This is a genomic window from Nocardia sputi (assembly GCF_023501985.1).
Genome location: NZ_JAMFLC010000045.1, coordinates 1 through 18,267, shown reverse-complemented (window position 1 = coordinate 18,267; position 18,267 = coordinate 1). Strand labels below are relative to the sequence as shown.

At 63.4% G+C, this 18,267-nt stretch carries 13 protein-coding genes; 8 read left to right on the top strand and 5 right to left on the bottom strand.

What is annotated here, in order from left to right:
- Nucleotides 1-450: 450 nt before the first annotated feature.
- Both M8859_RS35415 and M8859_RS35410 read left to right on the top strand, forming a co-directional pair.
- Nucleotides 451-1,968, top strand: coding sequence for a PIN domain-containing protein (locus M8859_RS35415; RefSeq protein ID WP_249645572.1), 1,518 nt, complete (start codon nucleotides 451-453; stop codon nucleotides 1,966-1,968).
- Nucleotides 1,969-2,076: 108 nt separating this feature from the next.
- On the top strand, nucleotides 2,077-2,241 hold the full coding sequence (locus tag M8859_RS35410) for a hypothetical protein (RefSeq protein ID WP_249645571.1): 165 nt from the start codon (nucleotides 2,077-2,079) through the stop codon (nucleotides 2,239-2,241).
- A 166-nt stretch (nucleotides 2,242-2,407) separates the two neighbouring features.
- Here the strand turns inward: M8859_RS35410 and M8859_RS35405 are convergent, their stop codons facing one another.
- Together M8859_RS35405 and M8859_RS37095 are read right to left on the bottom strand one after the other, a co-directional pair.
- The gene (locus M8859_RS35405) at nucleotides 2,408-3,763 is read right to left on the bottom strand and encodes a hypothetical protein (RefSeq protein WP_249645570.1); all 1,356 of its coding nucleotides are present in this window, start codon (nucleotides 3,761-3,763) and stop codon (nucleotides 2,408-2,410) included.
- Nucleotides 3,764-3,802: 39 nt separating this feature from the next.
- Nucleotides 3,803-3,931, bottom strand: a complete 129-nt coding sequence (locus tag M8859_RS37095) for a hypothetical protein (protein ID WP_283780374.1) — start codon at nucleotides 3,929-3,931, stop codon at nucleotides 3,803-3,805.
- A 278-nt stretch (nucleotides 3,932-4,209) separates the two neighbouring features.
- Between M8859_RS37095 and M8859_RS35400 the strand changes: the two genes are divergently transcribed.
- From M8859_RS35400 to M8859_RS35375, 6 genes are all read left to right on the top strand, one after another.
- On the top strand, nucleotides 4,210-4,623 hold the full coding sequence (locus M8859_RS35400; protein WP_249645569.1) for an SbcC/MukB-like Walker B domain-containing protein: 414 nt from the start codon (nucleotides 4,210-4,212) through the stop codon (nucleotides 4,621-4,623).
- Nucleotides 4,624-4,708: 85 nt separating this feature from the next.
- On the top strand, nucleotides 4,709-5,977 hold the full coding sequence (locus M8859_RS35395) for a hypothetical protein (protein WP_249645568.1): 1,269 nt from the start codon (nucleotides 4,709-4,711) through the stop codon (nucleotides 5,975-5,977).
- 202 nt (nucleotides 5,978-6,179) lie between these two features.
- Nucleotides 6,180-6,545: a hypothetical protein gene (locus M8859_RS35390; RefSeq protein ID WP_249645567.1), complete on the top strand. Its 366-nt coding sequence runs from the start codon at nucleotides 6,180-6,182 to the stop codon at nucleotides 6,543-6,545.
- Complete coding sequence (locus M8859_RS35385; RefSeq protein ID WP_249645566.1) at nucleotides 6,542-7,177, top strand: hypothetical protein; 636 nt, start codon at nucleotides 6,542-6,544, stop codon at nucleotides 7,175-7,177. Before M8859_RS35390 ends, M8859_RS35385 begins: the two co-directional genes overlap by 4 nt.
- Nucleotides 7,174-10,263, top strand: a complete 3,090-nt coding sequence (locus M8859_RS35380) for a coiled-coil domain-containing protein (protein WP_249645565.1) — start codon at nucleotides 7,174-7,176, stop codon at nucleotides 10,261-10,263. The genes M8859_RS35385 and M8859_RS35380 overlap by 4 nt, the downstream gene beginning before the upstream one ends.
- Nucleotides 10,256-11,566, top strand: a complete 1,311-nt coding sequence (locus M8859_RS35375) for a DUF2399 domain-containing protein (RefSeq protein ID WP_249645564.1) — start codon at nucleotides 10,256-10,258, stop codon at nucleotides 11,564-11,566. Before M8859_RS35380 ends, M8859_RS35375 begins: the two co-directional genes overlap by 8 nt.
- 1,541 nt (nucleotides 11,567-13,107) lie before the next feature.
- Here M8859_RS35375 and M8859_RS35370 read toward each other — a convergent pair.
- The 3 genes from M8859_RS35370 to M8859_RS35360 all read right to left on the bottom strand — a co-directional run bounded on the left by M8859_RS35370 (nucleotide 13,108) and on the right by M8859_RS35360 (nucleotide 17,483).
- Nucleotides 13,108-14,160: a hypothetical protein gene (locus M8859_RS35370; protein WP_249645563.1), complete on the bottom strand. Its 1,053-nt coding sequence runs from the start codon at nucleotides 14,158-14,160 to the stop codon at nucleotides 13,108-13,110.
- 47 nt (nucleotides 14,161-14,207) lie between these two features.
- A complete protein-coding gene (locus M8859_RS35365) occupies nucleotides 14,208-16,757 on the bottom strand; it encodes an NACHT domain-containing protein (RefSeq protein ID WP_249645562.1) in 2,550 nt (849 codons plus the stop codon).
- A 345-nt stretch (nucleotides 16,758-17,102) separates the two neighbouring features.
- Nucleotides 17,103-17,483, bottom strand: coding sequence for a hypothetical protein (locus M8859_RS35360; protein WP_249645561.1), 381 nt, complete (start codon nucleotides 17,481-17,483; stop codon nucleotides 17,103-17,105).
- Nucleotides 17,484-18,267 lie beyond the last annotated feature (784 nt).

Sequence of the window (18,267 nt, the reverse complement as noted above, 5' to 3'; positions counted from 1 at the left end):
GGGGACGACTTGCGGTTATCGGATGGTCAGCTGGTGATCGAAGCCGACTATCAGTTATAGGCGGATGGTACCGCCGTTTGCTGGGCCGCTCTCCATCGCGCGATCGGGAGGTAGCGGTTGGCCCTGCTGCTGGGTGAGTCTTCGCCCAGCAGGCTGCTGCGTGGATAGGTCACGCTGGAACCCAACAGGTGGGGCAGGTCAAGCTGGAAGCCCCCCAGTGGGGCAGGGCACGGCGTCACTCTCCGTGCAGCAGCCCGTGACCACCGGGCCGGTCTACCGCGGCCACAAGCAGGCGGCCCGAGTCGCCGACCGCCCAGGTCCGGAGACCTGCAGCGACTTTCCAACTTGTGAGTTATCTATTGGTGAGCGCTCGACCGCAGCTCTCCCTGATTCGGACATCCAATCCCTCTCCGGTTAGGCCAGTTTCGTCACACAGGCGACAATCTTGAGGTGACGATCATCGTTGTTGACGCCTGCATTCTGGCGAAGTCTCCTCGTCTGCGGAACAAGGCATGGCAGTCCCTTGTCGACCACCGTGCCGACTGGGGTCTACAGCTCGTAGTCCCCGAAGTTGCACTGCTCGAGACTGTGAATGTCGTGCGCCGTGTCTGGCAATCCGAACTCGACAAGGTCGACGCTTTGAAGGTTGGCGAGTTCGACCTACACGAAGACCAGGCGACGATGAGGGCCCGGATCCGCGAACAGATCGACTCGTACGAGGAGACCCTGCGCGAAAGGATCGCCAACATCGGCGCCACAGTGGCCTTACCGCCGTCGATCGATGCCACAGCGATGGTCCGTCGGGCTATCGCCGGCCGCGCCCCGTTCGCAAACCAAAGCAAAGATTGCTTCCGCGACAGCGTCATCTGGCTGACCGTCATCGACATCGCACTCGCGAACCCAGATCAGGAAGTTTGGTTCGTCAGCGAGAACCACCGGGACTTCGGTCCAGCCAATCCGAAGGTGGATGAGTGCCCGCTGGCCTTCCACCGCGATCTCCGCGCCGAGCTCGATGAGAAGGGTTTGTCGGAGCGGGTGTTCTACGTGGCTTCGGCCGATCGGATCGATCAGCACCTCGCTGCACAGTTCGCGCCTGTAGATCCTGCGGAGGTCCGTCGCCAGATCGATGAACTCGGCTTCGAAACGCTCACGGAGGTCTTCGAGCGAGAGTCACGTGGTATACAGCTCGATCCCCAGAAAGCGGCGTTGGACCCGAGCGCAATGTCGGGTCTGGTTACTACTGCTCGTCCGGTAGTCGACACGTGGCAGTTCTACGAAGGAGCCCGGCTGAAAGAAGGCGGCTGGACCTCTCGGTTCGTTGTCACAGCCTCGACGGTCTACGTCCGCACCAACCGTGACGATGACCTCGCCGTCGATCAGAAAGACCTCGCGTTCAGTGGTGCCCTCACGCTGGATTCCAAGGGCGAGGTCACGCTGACGCTTAGTTCTGCCACGGCGCTTCCCGATGACCCCATGCGACAGCTGTGGCCAGATCCAGAGGCAGCACGGCGAGACCAGATCCACCGAGATCAAATTTCACAGCAGATTCGCCAGCTTCTGAACGACGCTGGGCCCTTCGACAACAAGTCTCGTCTCTGGGCGGAAGTCCAGCGGCTCATGAGCCAGATGCCAACCTCTGAGGCGAAGGCCGACATCGTTAAACGTACCGCTGACGAGTTTATACAGACACCTGCGGCGCAGAAGGCGATCGACCGAGTCGCTACCGAGATAGTGCACTCGCCCGTCGGCCGGGAGGCGATCCGCCGGGCCGCCGCCGACATGGTGCTCCAGGGACGTGCGGACACAGATGAAATAACCCGTCGCGCCACCGAAGCGATGATGCAGATGCCGGCCGCGCAGGCAGAGATCCGCCGCACCACAGACATGCTCTTGGGCCGCAGCGAAGACGGTGGTGCATCGCTGACCGGTGATTCACAGCCGCAACTCGGCGGTGCTGCCAGAGGGTAGCGGGTGCGGAGTTCTCGCAGCGCCGGCATCGAGTGGGCTTCCTCGCCACGGCTCGTGTGATCCGATGGGGGTGTATGCCACAGCTATGTCGAGCAGGTGCACTCCAAGATGAGCAACCAGTCCGAGACCACCAAGGGCCAGGCCCAGCCGTGTATTCCGCAAGGGAGCGACTACCGCCGTCAACTAAATAATTTGTGGCTAGACGGCTCGATTTCGCCCGAGGCCGATATCGACACCAACAACCACGCAGTGCTGGACAATATCCCTGACTGAGTCATCTTCGACGTCGAAGCCGTCCCCGAACCGGGCAGTGCGTTGGAGTCGAAACCGGTGGCGCTCATCGTCTGAGGTAACCGCATCGGTTATCTCGACAGCGAAATCGCGCCGGAGATGCACCCGCTGATCATGCAGGCCAACTCGAATCGGAAGAACGCCTAGATCAAACCTGGTTAGATTTCGTCGCCGTGGACCTCTCAGCGGTGAGCTTTGCGCCGGAAAGAATCTCGAACTGTGCGACAATCCAATCCTGGCCGTTCGCAGCAGCGCGATTCACGAGGGTCGCGGCTTGTTGCACCGCGCCCGCCTCCCAGTATGACCTCACCAATTCGGAGATGTCGCCGTCGAGAGAAATCGATGCGGCGAGGTCCTGCTTAAGCAGTGCTGCGACCTGTTTGTCCGCGCCGACCTCTCGAAGAGACCACAGAAAGTTGGCGAAGTCGAGCGCATCCTTGAGGAAGTCGGGGCGGCAGGATAGCTCATCCGCCTGTTTGTCTGCGCCAATCTCTAGAAGGGCTCTCACGAGGACGGCGACTCCCTCTCCCTGGTCGCCGAACTCGACGCCTGTGACTGATCGGTTTGCCAGCTTCATTGCCTGCTGATGAGCACCGATCTCCCACAATTGCCCCAACAGTTCGGCTACGTAGAACCCATCGTCGATCGGCGTACTCGTGGCCGGATCTCGCTCCAGGAGCACGGAAATCGCATTGTGAGCACTGGCTTTTCGCAGCACGGCCAGCATCGCGTTAATGCAGTAGAGATCAGACAACGGAGTTGAGGCTGCAGCACGGCGCGCCAATACCGTGGCCTGCTCGTCTGCTCCCGTCTCCACAAGCTCTTCTAGCAGTAGCGTGACGTTCGATGCGTCATCCACCGCGACACCCGCGACGAGGTCGAGCTTTAACAGCGTTCTGATCTGTTCGTCAGCATGGGCTGTGCGCAGCATGGCTAGAAGCGCGGCGATTCCGTAAGGTTGGTCAAGTCGGCCTGCGAGGACGAAACGGTCCCCCAGCTTCGCGACCTCGTCAAGAGAGAACCACCGCCACTGCTTCGAGTCGGCCAGCAGCAGGTAGGTCATGTTTTCGAGGTTTGGAAGCCACATTCCGATCTGCCCCGGACGCTCTGCCTTACCGGGTGCTGTGGCATCGCCGTGTTGATCGGTGGACGTGGCTGCTGGGGCATGAAGTTCGCCCGCCGCGGCGGGCACGCTGTGGTGGATCGCTTTGAGTCGCGTCCACCGCTCCTGCCAGGCCGGTACCGAGAACCGTGACTGGTCGACCTCCGCACCTGATTCGGCCGCGGCTGCGTAACATCCCCGGATGTAGGTGATGACGGTCGCCATCGACGGTAACCACTTGCCTTGCTCGGCATTCCTCAACGTGTTGACGCTCACGGCGGCTGTCGCTTGCCCTCTTGCCAGCGTGAGGATGCGTTTGTGGCTGGGACTTCCAGCCGCAAGGCGCACTTTGGTGAGGTCCGCGGCGAACCGACTGATCTCCAACCGTGCTTCGGTGCTCATCGAGTACATCTTGCCTTCACCCGCGGTGCCACGTCTGAACTACAGCGCACCTGTCCAGGTCAGCACGACTGCCGAGCACGTCAACACGCAGACGCATACCGCCAGCCGCCAGGTCGTCCCCCAGTCGCTGATTGCCGTCCGGACGGTCTTGCCGATCTCTTGCCACATGCTTGCCTCCTGAGTTGGTGTGGCCTTCGAAAGTGATTGCAGCAGAGGACATCGTGTGAGTCGATGGCGTTGCCTCAGATTGCTCATTGCTGGACACAGTCGAGTCGAGTTGACCGAATTTGACCGTCGCCCTTGGATTACCGTCAGTCGGACTTGAACAGCTAGAGGTTGGCACCCCCTGTTACCAGTCTTTCAGCAGTCCCATCCGCATCGAGTGGTTCGTGCTGAGGGTTCTTGCTGGCATGTGCATGGGGTGCAGGACTTTTCCGCTGCATGCTGTGAAAGAGTGCCTCGATGGTGATCCAGCCGTCGGGCGCGTCCGCAACGCGAACCGGGTGTCCGGCGGTGAGAGGTTCCTGGCATCTCTCGCGCTGGCGCTGGCATTGGCCGAACTGCACTACCGAAGCGGGCCACGCCTCAGTTCGCTGTTCCTCGACGAGGGTTCCGCGACCCTCGACACCACTGCGCTGGAGCCCGCTTTGGGTGTCTTGCGCACCCAGGCCGACGGGGACCGGCTCGTCATGGTGATCAGCCACCTGCACGCCGTCACCGAAGCCGTGGACGAAGCCGTCGACGACGTCCTGGGGGCGGAGCGCCGCGCTGCCGGATCCACAGCTCGATGGTTGACGCTGGGCGAACCTGACGAGCTGGTGCAGGCCTACCTGGCCAGCGGCTTGCAGGCACTGGCGTAGCGCCGGTGACCGGGGCAGCGATCTCGATTGTTGTCGGTGTCTTTTTGTAAAGTTTTGCGGGGTTACCACTTCGGGGGTGCAGGAAATGAATTCGCTGTTCGACAAGGATGATCCAGAGCCTGATGGGCTTCTCGAGCGGGTCAGGGCTCTGGTGGCGCCGGTCGCCGCGAACGCGGGCGCGGTCGTCGACCAACCGGGGACGCTGGATGTAGCCAGGGCTGTCTACGAGGCATTCGGCGAGTTGGATGCCACCGGGGGCCTAACGCGGGCACAGCTAGCACATGCGTGCCGTGACGTCGCCGATGAGGCGATCTTCCAGAGTAGATTCGAGCTGTTCTGTCGGCTCGGCATGTTGCTGCCGCATTTCGACAAGCTGCATCAGCAGCGCTACGTGTTCAATCCCACCAGCGCCGCCGGGATCCTGGTGTTCGACCGGCTGGCCGAACGTGGCGGTGTGGATGAACTCATCACCTTGCTGGACCGGACCCGAGCCGATCTCACCTCGGGAGTGGCTACCAGGGATCAGGTGCGGGCCAGCTTGAGGCAGGCGCGGCGGATGATGACCATCTCCGCCGACCACCTGCTTCGGTTGGTGTCGTCGAGCCCCTTGTCGGAACTGGTAGCCCAGCGTGGTCATCATCGGCACGCATCACTCATGAACGACGTATTCGAGCTCAATGAGCAGGTGCGGGTCGCTTTTCCGGAGTTGGATCCGGACGCGTACCGATTGGTGGTCGAGACACAGCGATATGTTGGAGCCCGTGAGCAGTTTGTCGGCCGGTTGCTGGACGAGGGCGCCGCCGCGCGCGACTTCTCTCTATTGGACCCGGAGGAATATCTGGAAGCTGCGCGTACCGCCCCGCTGGACGCTCTCGCGGAGGTTTTCGCCACTACCGTCTTCGATCCGCCGACCCCATGGTTGGATCCGGCCGTTGTCGCGGAAGGTGTCCAGCAGTTCCGCCCGCGTGTGGCAGTGCGCCGCCGCCCTCCACGTCCGGCGGACCCTCCTGCAGGACCTGATCCTATGGAACGAGTCGAACGGCGAGCGGAAGCCGCACGTCGAAGGCGTGACCGTGGAGCTGAGCTTCATCTGCAGGGCAGTAATGAGACGGATCTGACCAGTCGGTTGCGGGCGGCGGGGTGGCCCGGCGCGGCGAATATGCTCGTCGAACTGCTCGGTGCCCACGCCGATCCCGAGTCGCCGTTCGAGATCGAGATGAGCGACGAGCTGCTCGTGGATGCGGACGCTCCGGTTTCCTATTTGACGCCGGTGTCGTTGCGGCGCACCAAGAGCCTTTCCGTCGCATCCATCGTGGTCGCGGACATCATCGAGGAGGCGGTGGAACATGACTGATCTGTCGTCGACTGCCTTTGCGTTGGCCAGAATGCGAGCGGAGGGCTGCGTGCCCGCACCGGACGCCGCGACAACGGTGGCATTGTGGAGAGAGGCAGCCGAACGCGCTGGCCGTAGCTTGTGCCAGGCGACGCTGCCGGGCCGGCGGTTGGTGTTCGCCTTGGGCTGGATCGATGGATCCGAACCGGCGGCGGACACCGGAATGGTACGTGCGAAGCCGCCAACGGTGTTGCTCCTGATCTTCGCTGCGGCACTTCGGGCCTGCTGGCCGGATCGGTCCGCCCACCCCTTTCCCGGTATAGCGGTCGACGAGGATGTCGTCCTCGACTCCGTGGCGGCGCTCGGTCCGTTGACCAAGGGAGCTGTCGAAGGAGGCGAGGGAGGTCGGCGACATCGCAAGGGCGCGCTTCGCCGACTGCACGAAGCGGGCCTGCTCATCCTCGAAGGAACCGATGTTCGCCTGGGGCTGGTGGTGGCCACCTGGTCGGACACCCAGGTGGCCGCAGTGCGGGCTGTGTACGACCAGCTACCGCTGACGCCGACCAGCCGATCGGAGGATGAGAGATGACCGGGCTGCCTCTGGTGGATCTCCCGCCCGCGCGGCAGGTGGACGTGCTCGCCGCCTTGGCGGCGGTGGAGACCGCGGACAGCCCGGTCACCGCAGGCGGATACCGGGCCTTGCTCGACCCATCCCTGCGCGCGACCCTCGAGCGTTGCCTCAGTGAACAAGGCCGGGTCCTGCTTCGCATCGGCGGCGGCTACCTGTCCGGCTACGACGATCGCATCGGGCAACGCCTGGCCGAGGCCGGTATCGGTGTGTTGCGCACAGACGACCGCGCCGTTCTCACACTAGTACTTCTGCACAGTGTCGCCATTCCGCGCTCCGCCGGCCGGATTCGAGGGCGCAACTGGACAGACGGGGAGCCGGTGACCAAACAGCAACTCGTCAAGTCCAAAGTGCCGGAGAACAAGGTCCGCGCCGCCGTTCAGCGGCTACGTGATGCCGGGATCCTGGGGTACGGAGCACATCGCAGCATCCTGCCCGGACCGCAGCTGGCGCGATTGACTCCGCAGGTCTCCGAAACACTCTGGGAAAACATGATCCTCCTCGCACAGCCCCATGGCGTCATGGCTGACGTCATCCGTCGGCGCCGGCTCACGCGCCAACAGCAGACCGCGCAGAACGGGGAGACCCGGTGATCGACCTGGATATGGACGGCCGGAACTCGGACCGGAACGGTACCGTCGGCAACCGCCACCTCGTTGCGGTCCAGACATTCGATATCGCGCGATTGACCACGCACGCGGTCGCTCTTGTCCCGGGGACCTTCATCGCAGTGTCCGGCCAAGGACCCAAGGGCGATTCCAACGGGTCGGGCAAGACGTCCTTTTTGGCCGCCGTGTCGCTGCTCCTGGGCGAAGCCCAATGGCGGTTGGAGGCCAACGGCTCCCAGTACGCCGCCAACCTGCTGTTCAAACCGGAGTCGGCTGGGCTCGATCCACAACACCGGTACGCGCAAGCCGACCGTGGCTACATCGTCGGAGTCTTCGCGGAACCAGACAATCCGCAGACCACGGCGTTGACAGTATGGTTACGCATTGCCTCCGGCCCGCCATACATCAGAGTCCGTTGGACGTACGGTCTGCACATCGCCATCGCAGACACCGACCTGGAACGGGACGCATTAGCCGACAGCCTCTGGGAGGCGCTCCCACGAACTCAGGAGCTCGGACCGAAGCGGTTCGCCGACGAGCTGTACGGGCAGGCGCCACGATGCATGGCCTACCTCGACACTCCGATGCGTCCGTCCGCCCCTTCCCTGCTGTCCCAGCAAATGACCGAGATGACACCAGCCCGGATCGGTGAGGCCCTGATCGAGCTGACCGGTCGGCAGGGCCTGCTCGAGACCGAAAAAGAGCAGCGCAGCAAACTTGCCGAACACAAGGTTCGGCTGGCCGACAAGATAGCGGAGGATGCGCAGGCGCGTGTGAACGAGCAGACCGATCTAGACGGGGTTCGCCACCGCAACCTGGCACGACAGCATTTGGCAGACGGTGAACACATGTGGCGTTTGCATTTCGCTAGGGGATATCTGGATGTCTCTGCCACCGATCGCTCGCTCGCGGAGATGATCGGTGAACTCGAACAGCAGATCGGCGACCTCGAGCTCGAGGTCGAGGTCAAGCGGACAGCAGTCCAGGAGCTTCGAGCGCAAACCAACCTGCAGGACCAGGAAAATGCCGCGGCGAAGCAACATCGCGAGGCCCAGACGAAATACGACACCGCGAACGTGCTGCGCGGAATTGCCGACAGCAAGCTCGGTGAACTCATGCAGAGACGAGTTGAGCTGCTGCCGTTGCGGGATGCGTGGACCGGGATCACCGTTGTGGAGGCAGAAGCTGAAGTCCGCGCCGCGGAAGAACTGGTCGAGGAAGCCCGCCAAAATCGTGTCGACGCGGAGCGGTTGTCTACCGAGGCCGATCGAGCGCTGACCGACGCGCGGTCGGGTAGCGGTGGGCCCGCCGGCCCCGCGTTGGAGTTGCTGCGGGCGAACGACATACCCGCAGCCTTGCTGCTCGACGAAATCACCCTGGACACAGCGGTACGTCCGCTCTGGGAACCCCGATTGTGGCCGTACCGCAACACGATCGTCGTCGCACCGGGCAAGGACGAGAGTGACGCGCTCATGCTGCTCGCGGCCACGCCTGGGGCAGAAGTCGTGATTGCCGACGGACCACTCGAAAAACAACCAGCCGAGCTTCCGGACGGCGTCTCGGCCACTGTCCCGGTCCGGCAATTTCTCAGGACCCTTGAACACCGCACGGAGTTCCGGCCCGATCCAGACCGCGCCATCGATGCAGAGCTTGGTACCTCGCTGGTGGGCGGGTTCACCGAAGAGATCGCCGGTCGTGCGGCCCGTATCGCTTCGGCCGAAATCGAATTGTCCAAGGCGACAGAACGGTTGGCACACAGCAAAGACGCCGAGGAGTACGCACGACTGTCACTGGACGCGGCACGGGACATCCTCGCCGCAGCCTGCGCCGCTGAGGAATTGGGGCAGCTCGCGACCCAGGAAACCGAATTCGCCGACCGGATCTCGGATTTGGATGCGCAACTGGCCGTCATGCACGCCGCCGTCGAGGAGACCCAAGATCTCTGGGTGAAGGCAACGGCCGCAAAGCAAGGGCACGACCAGCAGGTGGAGCTGGCCGTCGGCGCGGTGAAACTGTGCGAAGGACAGATCTTCTCCCTTCAAAACAAACTCAAACAGCGGCAACAAGACCGGGACAAGCTGAATCTCGATTACTGGCTGGCCGGATGGGCGGATACCCCCTCGGCCGCGCAGGAACTGCTGGACGCCCAGCCCGAGCAGATTCGTACGCTGCGGACGCGTTCTCTGCGGCATCGCGCCGCGGAAAAGCTCAAGGATGCGTTGGACGCGTACACCAACGCGGCGACCGACGTGCCGCCGGAACTTGCGGAAGCACGGCAACGCCGCCAGCGTCTCATCGACGGCGACCCGGGCGTCGCGGGAGCAGACTCGGACTTCACCAGCATAGCCAGGCCGCTGCGGGACCTACTCGACTCACGAGCCGACAGCGACCAGATCCTTGAGGCAAGGATCAATCGGTCCCAACAGCAGCGCGCGACTCAAATTGGCGCGATGCAGACCGAGACCGACGCCCTCGATGCCGAGATGGGCCGGCTTCAGGATGTCATCAGTAGCAGAGTGGAGGCATCTCTCAATAAGATCAGTATCGCGCTGAACCGGCTCAATCGCGCCCGCGGAGGCTTCGGGGCCGAACTGCGCGTCACCGAAACTCGGCCGGCAACCCCGACCATGCCGTGGACCTGGGAGGTCTCACCTCGCTGGCGTCGCTCTCCGTCGGGAAGCATGGTCTCCTATCGCGAGGTGGCAAACGGCGCTCAGGTCAAAGTGTTCGCCATACAACTGGTCCTCGCCGCCCTGCTCGCGGCCGACGGCGCCGAGGGGCGCATGCTGGTGCTTGACGAGCTCGGCAACAGCCTCGGCGACGTCAACCGGAAGGACGTCCTGCGCGACCTGAACGAAGTGGCCGCACAACAACGAGTGACCATCCTGGGCACCTGCCAGGACTCCGTCATCGGCGACGCCGCGGGCGTGTGCGGCGAAATCCTCTGGTTCTGCCACCAATCGCCCACCGAGGCATACAACCGGCCAACGCGAGCCTGGGGCTACGACGTCAACGGGCAGCGCATCGAGTTGGTCCGCGAGTGGCTCACCGCTGGACGCAGCCTTGTCTGATTCAGCTATCGCCACGCCCGTCCCCGTTTCCGGCGTCCCCGACGGCCTGACCTCCCTGGCGATCCCCCGCGCGGACGGCACCCTGCCGCGCGACCGAAAGGGACGGCTCAAGCTCACACACGTGCGACTGACTGCCCGCCACCCAAACGATTCTCCACGACCGGGTACCCCTGTCGAGGGCGTCGCTGTCGAGGATCTGCGCTGGGCGATCAGGACCAAACGGCGTTACTGGGCGTCCATAGAGCAGCGGTTCGGCCAAGTTGCCCGGGAACGCGCCATACGCCTCGCTGTGGCCGGTGTCGTTGATTTGGTTTGTGCGGTCGATGACTTCGCCCAGGTCACTGACATCCTGCACTGGCAACGTACGTCGAGGTGGGACGAGTATCAGCGTCGCAATGACATACGTCAGAGCGATGACACTCAGCTGTGGCAGACGAGAGTCCAGGATGTTGCGCGCCAAGTAGCCGCCACAGACCCAGGGTTGGCCGAAGCCCTGATCACCGCCCGACCGAACAGTCCCCGCTTGCCGGTGCTGGTCTACGCCGCCGAAGACCTGGTCGACGGCATCGTCCACGACGGACCCCGCGCGTTCAGCCAGGCACATTTCGGTGAAACGAAATTTCGAGAAGATGCGCCAAAGGTGCTGGCAGGATCAGGGGCAGCACCAGAAACTCTGGTTGCTCTGGGCCTCCGTCGTAGTCCGTACATCGGTCTGGGCGGATCGATCACTATCCGGACCGATGCCGGAAACATTGATCTCGCCGCCGTCGATGGGCCAGTCCGATTTCGAGTAGATCAACGTTCGACCTTCGACGTCCATCTCGGCCCGGGCACCCGGCTGCTCGTTATCGTGGAGAACCTGCAGGCCGCTGAGGCCGTCTGTGACATGGCGCCCGACGTCGCCACGGTGTGGTGTGCAGGGCAACCCTCGGAACAAGCTCTGCGCCTGATCCGCCAGCTGTCGGTCGACGCGGCGGCCACCGTCATCGCCACCGACGCCGACCTCGGCGGTATCCGCATCGCCCGCCGAATAATCGGCGCACTGCCCGCCACAGACAACGTCACCGTGCTCGATGCTGGAACCGCCGAACACCCGATCCGAAAACCCTTCGGCCAGGTGAGTCAGGACGGGCTCCTAGCCGCGACAAACGGCAACGGACCGATCGCCGACTTTGCCCGCGCCTGCCTAGCTCGTGGATACCCAGTAGAACAAGAAGCGACAATCAGAAGCACGCTGGCCACTTTTATTATGCCGCAGGCACGGGCTGGCAAATCCGGCAATCAGTCCCAACTACCGCCGTAGATCATCATGACGACCCACCCTGCGAGCAGTTACTGGCCCGCGCCCTGCATACCGACAGGGATAATTTGTCCTGGCAGGTTGGCAAAGCGAAGGCGAAGTACGACGGGACGATGCCACCGAATCGAGACGTGCTGGCCACGAAATCCATTGAGGAGCAATGAAAGCAAGCGACCGAGTGACAGACCCCAACGACGGCGGCAGAGTGAACCCGCGACCTAGGAACGGTGATATTCCGGCCGTCTTCGATGAGCTGTGGGCAGTCGTGGTCGAACCCGACGAGTGGGGGCGTTTGAAGTGGTCACCGACCCACCAGGACTGGTTGCCGTGGCTGGACAGCTCGATCGGATACTTGCGGGGTTTCGCGACAGCGCCGCTGTCGCAACCGCTCCGCGAGGATATCGTGGCGCGTATGCCCGCGCTGGTCTCGGAAGCCGCAGAGGCGATACAGAAGAGATTCGGAAACAGGAGCCATTGCACCCGGTGTGGCGGTGGAGTAGCGGACCACTACGCGACGCCGGATGTCTTCGGCGACGCCGAGATCTACTGCGTGCAGCTACCTGACAAATCGTTGGTTCCCGGGTCCACCGTCAAGCACTGGGCAAGCCTCGACGCATGTAGACGAGTTACGCCCCGGTACGTGTCCGACCAGCACGGCGACGAATGGATAGAGTACATACATGGTGACGGGGTTCCCGCTTATCTCGCCGTGTCGCAACCATGGTGTCGCGATTGCCGAACAGCGGCCAAAAGTGTAGCGGCCCGCGCGAACGCGGAGGGGCTCACCACCAAGATATGGCTTCGAAACAACGAGAGGGAACGACTCGACACGCGCCGAGGAAACCGCCGCCACCGATGACGGTCCCAGTTTCGGGGCCGGACGTCCGCGACGACTGAAACACCGACAAGCGCATAAGCGGCCCTGTCGACGTCGGGTCGGGCGCTCCGCCTGCGGCTGCTCGTCGTTCGTTAGCGGCACCGCCTGCCGCGAACACCACTGCCGGATCCAGATTCGGCGCTGCTTGTTGAGCACGGTGAGGCCGAAGGTGATCGCCATCCTGCGGACGAACTTGGCCGACCCCGCCCCAGCGCGGCGACCGCCGCAACGACCTCTCCTTCGACGACGTCTTCGCCGGCCGAATCGTTGCGGGAACCACCGCAGCGGTTGTACCGCCGCGGCGCGTGGCGCAGGCGGAAGCGTGGCAGCCCATGTTCGAGCAGTCGACGCCCAGGTCGAAGCCCGGCTGCTGCGCCGTCATGTGCCCGGGGTACAACGACTCTGGAAACTGTGTGCGGTAAGGCTTTACGCGGGGCGATCCGTTGGGGGTGCGCGGAAGTCGGTGCCGCGGTCGCGGTCGGGCGGTGCCGGATCGACGGCCCGCTGTGTCGCGACATTCTGCGTCCGACCCCGGCCCAGCACAACAAGTCGAGGAGGAATCGTCAGTGTGACGGTCGGTCGCGACTATCCGTCCGTGCGTCGGCATTGTTACAGCGTCCGTACAGCCACCCGGGGGCGCCAGCGCGGGCAACAGTAGGGCTGCTGCTCAGCTCACCTGGAAAGCGTTCCCGGTGGCAGGCAGGTGTTGAGCGGTGTACGACATCCTGCTGCCTTCGAACGGGCCGTAATTGAACCCCATGTCCTCGATTAGGTAAGCGCCCATCACCAGTGGATCGTCAAGACGGACGGATTCGCCCACGTTGAACGCCTCGTCGCCGTCGAACTCAAAGCTGGCCTGCAGCCCGTCCAGTTCAAGATTGATCGGCTGGATCAATGGAACGTCACCGCGAACAACCAGCTGCCCGTGGATGTTGACGAGCGCACGGTCGATCAGATCGTCAATGGCATCGAACGCGTCGGCCAGTTCCTTCGGTCGACCGTTCAGCTCAGCGACGACCTCGGCGACACGCTGCTGGCGGTACTGGTTGCGCCGTTCGTTGCGTGCGGGCTCGTACTCGCCGACCAGACGCGGATTGAGCAGCACCCCCACACGGTGCCGTGCGTCGTCGAGGACGTGCCGATCTTGTTCGGTCAAGGCTGCGGCGAGATCGGCGTAGCGTTGCCATTCGGCGGAATTGGTGAACGCCGCCACGACATTCTGTGCGCTACTGAGGACTTCATGGCTGTCGAGTCCCAGCATGACCGCCACAGACGGCGGCGCCGGTTCGGCCTGCAGGTTCGCTTGGAGGATCGGCTGGCTCCAGGGCAGCCGCCGCCAGCATTCGGGCGATCGCCGATAGCCGCGCGGAGAGAACTGCGGTACGGGGATGGCAGGGTATAGAGGCAGTCGGCTACGCACCCATCCCACCATCGACTCCACCGCATGCCCGAGCGGCGCGATCGTCCGCAGGTAGTCGCGTACTTCGCCGGTGAGATGGACCAACGGCATCTGTTGGGCAACCTGTTCCCATGTGCTCGTCCATAGTGGTGTCTCGGTCAGCACGGTGGCCCCGCCCTGCACGTTCCGCAGTGCCTCGGTGACGGCATCGTCACTGTCGTTATGCGCGGGATGGCGTGCCAGGAAAGTGTGGACTAAGGGGCTGTCCGACCACGTCGCAGCCAGTGCCTGCACCGCAGGCCAGACGTCTTCAGTCGACATGATTCACCCCTGTCTATCAACGGTTTTCGCCATGTCGGCAACCAGGATCATAGCCAAGTCCTGCCCACCATCGCGTTGATAATCCGCTGGAGGTCGCGAGATGCGCGCTGTGCCGCACTGGTGGTGACGAATGAGTCCACACGGCCGCGACCGGTCCACCCCTCATGGTCGGAGAGTTCACCGACAAGGACTTCCTCCCCGGCGGTGAGCTCGGCGAGCTCACGGAACCACACACCGCGGTCTCGTTCTTCGTCAACATGGTGCTCGGAGATCGCGAACTGGATCTGCTGAGACGCCGCCGCTGTCAACGCTTCGCCATCAGAACCTGGGAGTCCCATCTGCGAGGACAAATCGAGACGATGCTGCAGCAGCGCGGTGGAGTGCGCCGCGAGCATCGCGCGCGACTCCTGCAGGTTCTGCGGCACAGGGACACCGGACAATGCGGGCGCGGTGAGATGTTGTTCAAGCCAGCGGTGCCAAATGCGGACTGCGACCGTCAACGGCCCTTGCCCGTCGCTTAGCGGGAATGTCCATCCCGCCTCGAACACGGCGCGATCGGGCGCGGCGCATCCCAACCAACCTTCGACGCCTGCTCCGACGGTCGCCACCACCCGTCCGTTGGTGTCCTGCCAGTAGGCGACCGTCGGACGGGCCTGGGTGGTAGGGAGCAGGTGGTCCAGGTGCCGCTTGGTCTCATCGAACCATGCATCCTCGGGCAGGCGCCGCCTCTCGTAGGGCGCGACGTTGACCGCGGTGAAGGGCAGATCCCGGGTGAGTCGATCGGCCAACTCGACAGCTATTCCGGAGAGTTGAGCCAAGAAGCGAGCCCGTGCCCGATCATGTTCACCAAGCCGGTCGGGCAACTTCGCAAGCGAACGGCTCAACGCTACTGCCGCCAGGAAATCGGCAAACGAGTCGTGAATCGGACGAACCGTATCGAAGGGTGCCGACCGGACAATCCCTGTTTCAGAACCGAATTCACGCAGACGCCGCACGGTCACCGAATGGCCGGCGTCGGTGAGCCGCTGGGCGGATTGGTTCAAGAGCGAACCCCACTCAAGGGTGTCGCAGTAACGCTTCTGCCCGTCGAGGAGTGTGGCGTAGGCCATCCCGAGCCCGGCAATAAGAACGCTGGCGTCGGGGTAACCGCGCTCTTCTGCAATATTCGCGATCACCGTGTGGAAGATCAGGGCGGGACTGGACGCGGTGCCCGTCAACGCAATCGCCCGGGCTCCCAGCAGCAGCATCAGAGGGTTGCTCGCCGCCTCGTGCATCACATGATCGACCTGACGAACCAGCCACTGCGCGGTATCGGTCTCTAGCTGATAGAAGCTCTCCACGATCTGGCACTGCTCGTCTTCAGACATCGGACAGACCATGAGGTCGGTGGTGGTGACCGAGCGGGTAAGCATGGCGCGCATAGCCGTGAGCCCGCGCCCGATCAATACCAGGTCGGCACGTCGGTCCGCCGTCAGGAACTGTTTGAACTCATCCTCAAGCTCCTCCCGCGTCCCGGCTGGGATCTCGGTTACCCCGTCGACGGCGATGACGACGTCGGGGTCGGCCAAAGCTGCGGTACCCACTGCGGGATGAGCACCGATGAAGGTGTGCCGGTTAAGCCCTCCTGCGACCAGCGCCGCGAGCCGGCCGGGTATGTAATCCTCGGCGCTGACTGCGATCACCACCGCGCCGCGCTCGGCCGCGCGGCGCTGCATGTCGAGTACGACCGTGGACTTCCCGCTGCCCGATGCCCCAGCCAACAAGCGGACCGCATCTTTTTGTGCCCAGTTCTCCAGAGGCTGCGGCTCGGCCGCGGACCCGATGCCGATGGCAAAGTCCGGCCGACACGCCAGCTCGACCGGTGAGACGTCAAGGCGTGCGAGGACCGACGCGCAGAACTTGCTCTTGAGCGAGGCATCCCATTGCGTGCTCGGTATATGGTCTTGCGGCGTTGCCAGCAACGCGAGCACTTCGTCGCGCGTGATGATCCGGGCGGCGTCGTCGGCCAAGCCGCTGCGTTCGGTAACCGTGTTGACCAGCTCAAGTACAACCCAACGACCCCGTTCTTCAGCTTCGGCCGTGCTGGTCACGTTAGGTAGGAGCGCCCTGGCGCGCGTCTGCGCCGCGTCGATGAGATCGGCATAGGCTAGCCCTTCGGCGCGAATAGAGGCGCGCATCAGGGACTCATCGCTGACGACTACGCTTCCCGTCTTACCGGCGATGAGCTGGCGGATATCGTGCAGGTCGCCCGACGCGGCCCTTTCCAGCGCATCGCGCACTTTCACGCCCGTCGGGCCGAGCCGCCCGTCAGTAACGAATTCATAGGTGGCCCCGGGATTATCACCCGCCAGCCCCGACCAGCGAACCAGCTCGTCGATGAGCTCTTGTTGACCCCAGGTATCACTCTGATTGCGCAGCTTGAATTGAGAACCTTTGACAAGATGTCCATCCTGCGAACGGATTTCGACGTCAATGATGTCGTTCTCCGCCTCGACGCGGATGGCATGCAGGCTGGGGTCTGTGGCAATGGTCAAGGCCATTTGCACGGCCTGGGCGTGCTGATAGGCGAACCCTGCCGATGCAACGACACCGCCCATACCATCTGCATCCTTTCCTGGGTAGCGCCGGGCTGACCCTAGCCGCAGATTCTATCGCCGTCGCTGTGGTGGCCGTCGGCGACTCGGGGTAGTCCGGCGGGTCATGACGAGGCAATGTCAGACCAGACATCCAAGCCGAAACCGTCACCCCGTAGGAAATGAAGTCGGCCGAGATATCTCCATTCACTACTCGGTAGCGCAGCAGCCTCCGGCGCGGCCGACCGTGACCGGAACGCTGCCACGGGATGTGGCCACACTCATCGGCCGCAGATCAGAACTGACCTACATCCTTTCGGCAGCGGGCCCAGGCCGGGTGGTATCGATTCACACGACGACTCGCTCCGCCTACCCGGTACGGCGAATCCCGGCGAGTATTCGCTTCAGGTCAGCGGCCGACACCTGGTAGTCATCCTCGACCTCGGCCAAGCCTTCGTCGACCCAGCCCCGAATAAGCTCGGAGAGGTCGAGGCCGCGCTTACGCGCCTCCGCTTCTGCCCGCTTCCTCTGGCCCGCCCTCAGCCGCACCATGGTTACCACGGAGGAGTCGTCGGCGGCGGTGGAAGGCAGGATCGTGTCGGCGTCGATCGTCTCGCCGAACACCAGCTCGCCCGCCTCGGCTGCGGCAGCCAGTTCCTCGCCCTCGACTAAGGCATTCGTGTCCTTGTCCTGTGCGCTCGATGGTGGTTCTCCCACTCCTCGTACGCGGCTTGCTGCTTGCATAGTCATCGGTGTGGCGTAGGCGATCTGGTGAACTCAGCGTCCAGTGGTCCCAGGACGACCAGGATCGGCGCGCCTGCGGTGTAGGGGTCCAGATAGCCAGCCCGCGAGCACCCGACCCGATGTACCCGTCGACGCGCGGCGTCCAGCGAGGTCGCGACCACCTCATCGGTGCCCGGGCCCTGCAGACGACTGCTCGGCTGATCGCATCCACTCGCAATTCACTATAGAGAATACGACGAGCATCTGCGCAGGTCAGGACGTGTGAAGGAAAGAGCCTATGCAGGAGGGCTGGTTCACCATTCTGCGTCGGTGGGTCGGTGATGGCCCCAACCTGAAGTTCGTTCGCATCGGGGCGCACGATGATGCTCGATCGTGTATCCGAGTCGCTGCACAGTGCCCACCGGCACCAGTGTGTGTGGAGCATCGCCAACTGCCGGGCGCAGATCGATGTCCGGCAGCTGGCTGTCGGGCATGACCGCGGTGCTATCCATGCCCACAGTCGTTGGCGTAGACGTACCACTGGCACTGGCCAGGTCATCGCGACGCGGTTTGGCACAGCGGCGGCGAGAATGGTGGCAGTGTCGGTTAGTGAACGCTCAGGTACGAATACCCCTGATCGGGCCACTGAACTGTTTGTCCAGTTTGTCAACTTCGGTTGAATCGTGGATCTGGCACAGATTTCGTGATTGACCCCGTTCGGGATGCGAAGGGGCGGTTGATAGTTCATCATGTCGCGGGTGTTCTGATCTTGGACCGACGAGGGTCCTGTTCCCGCATCTGGACGGGTTGC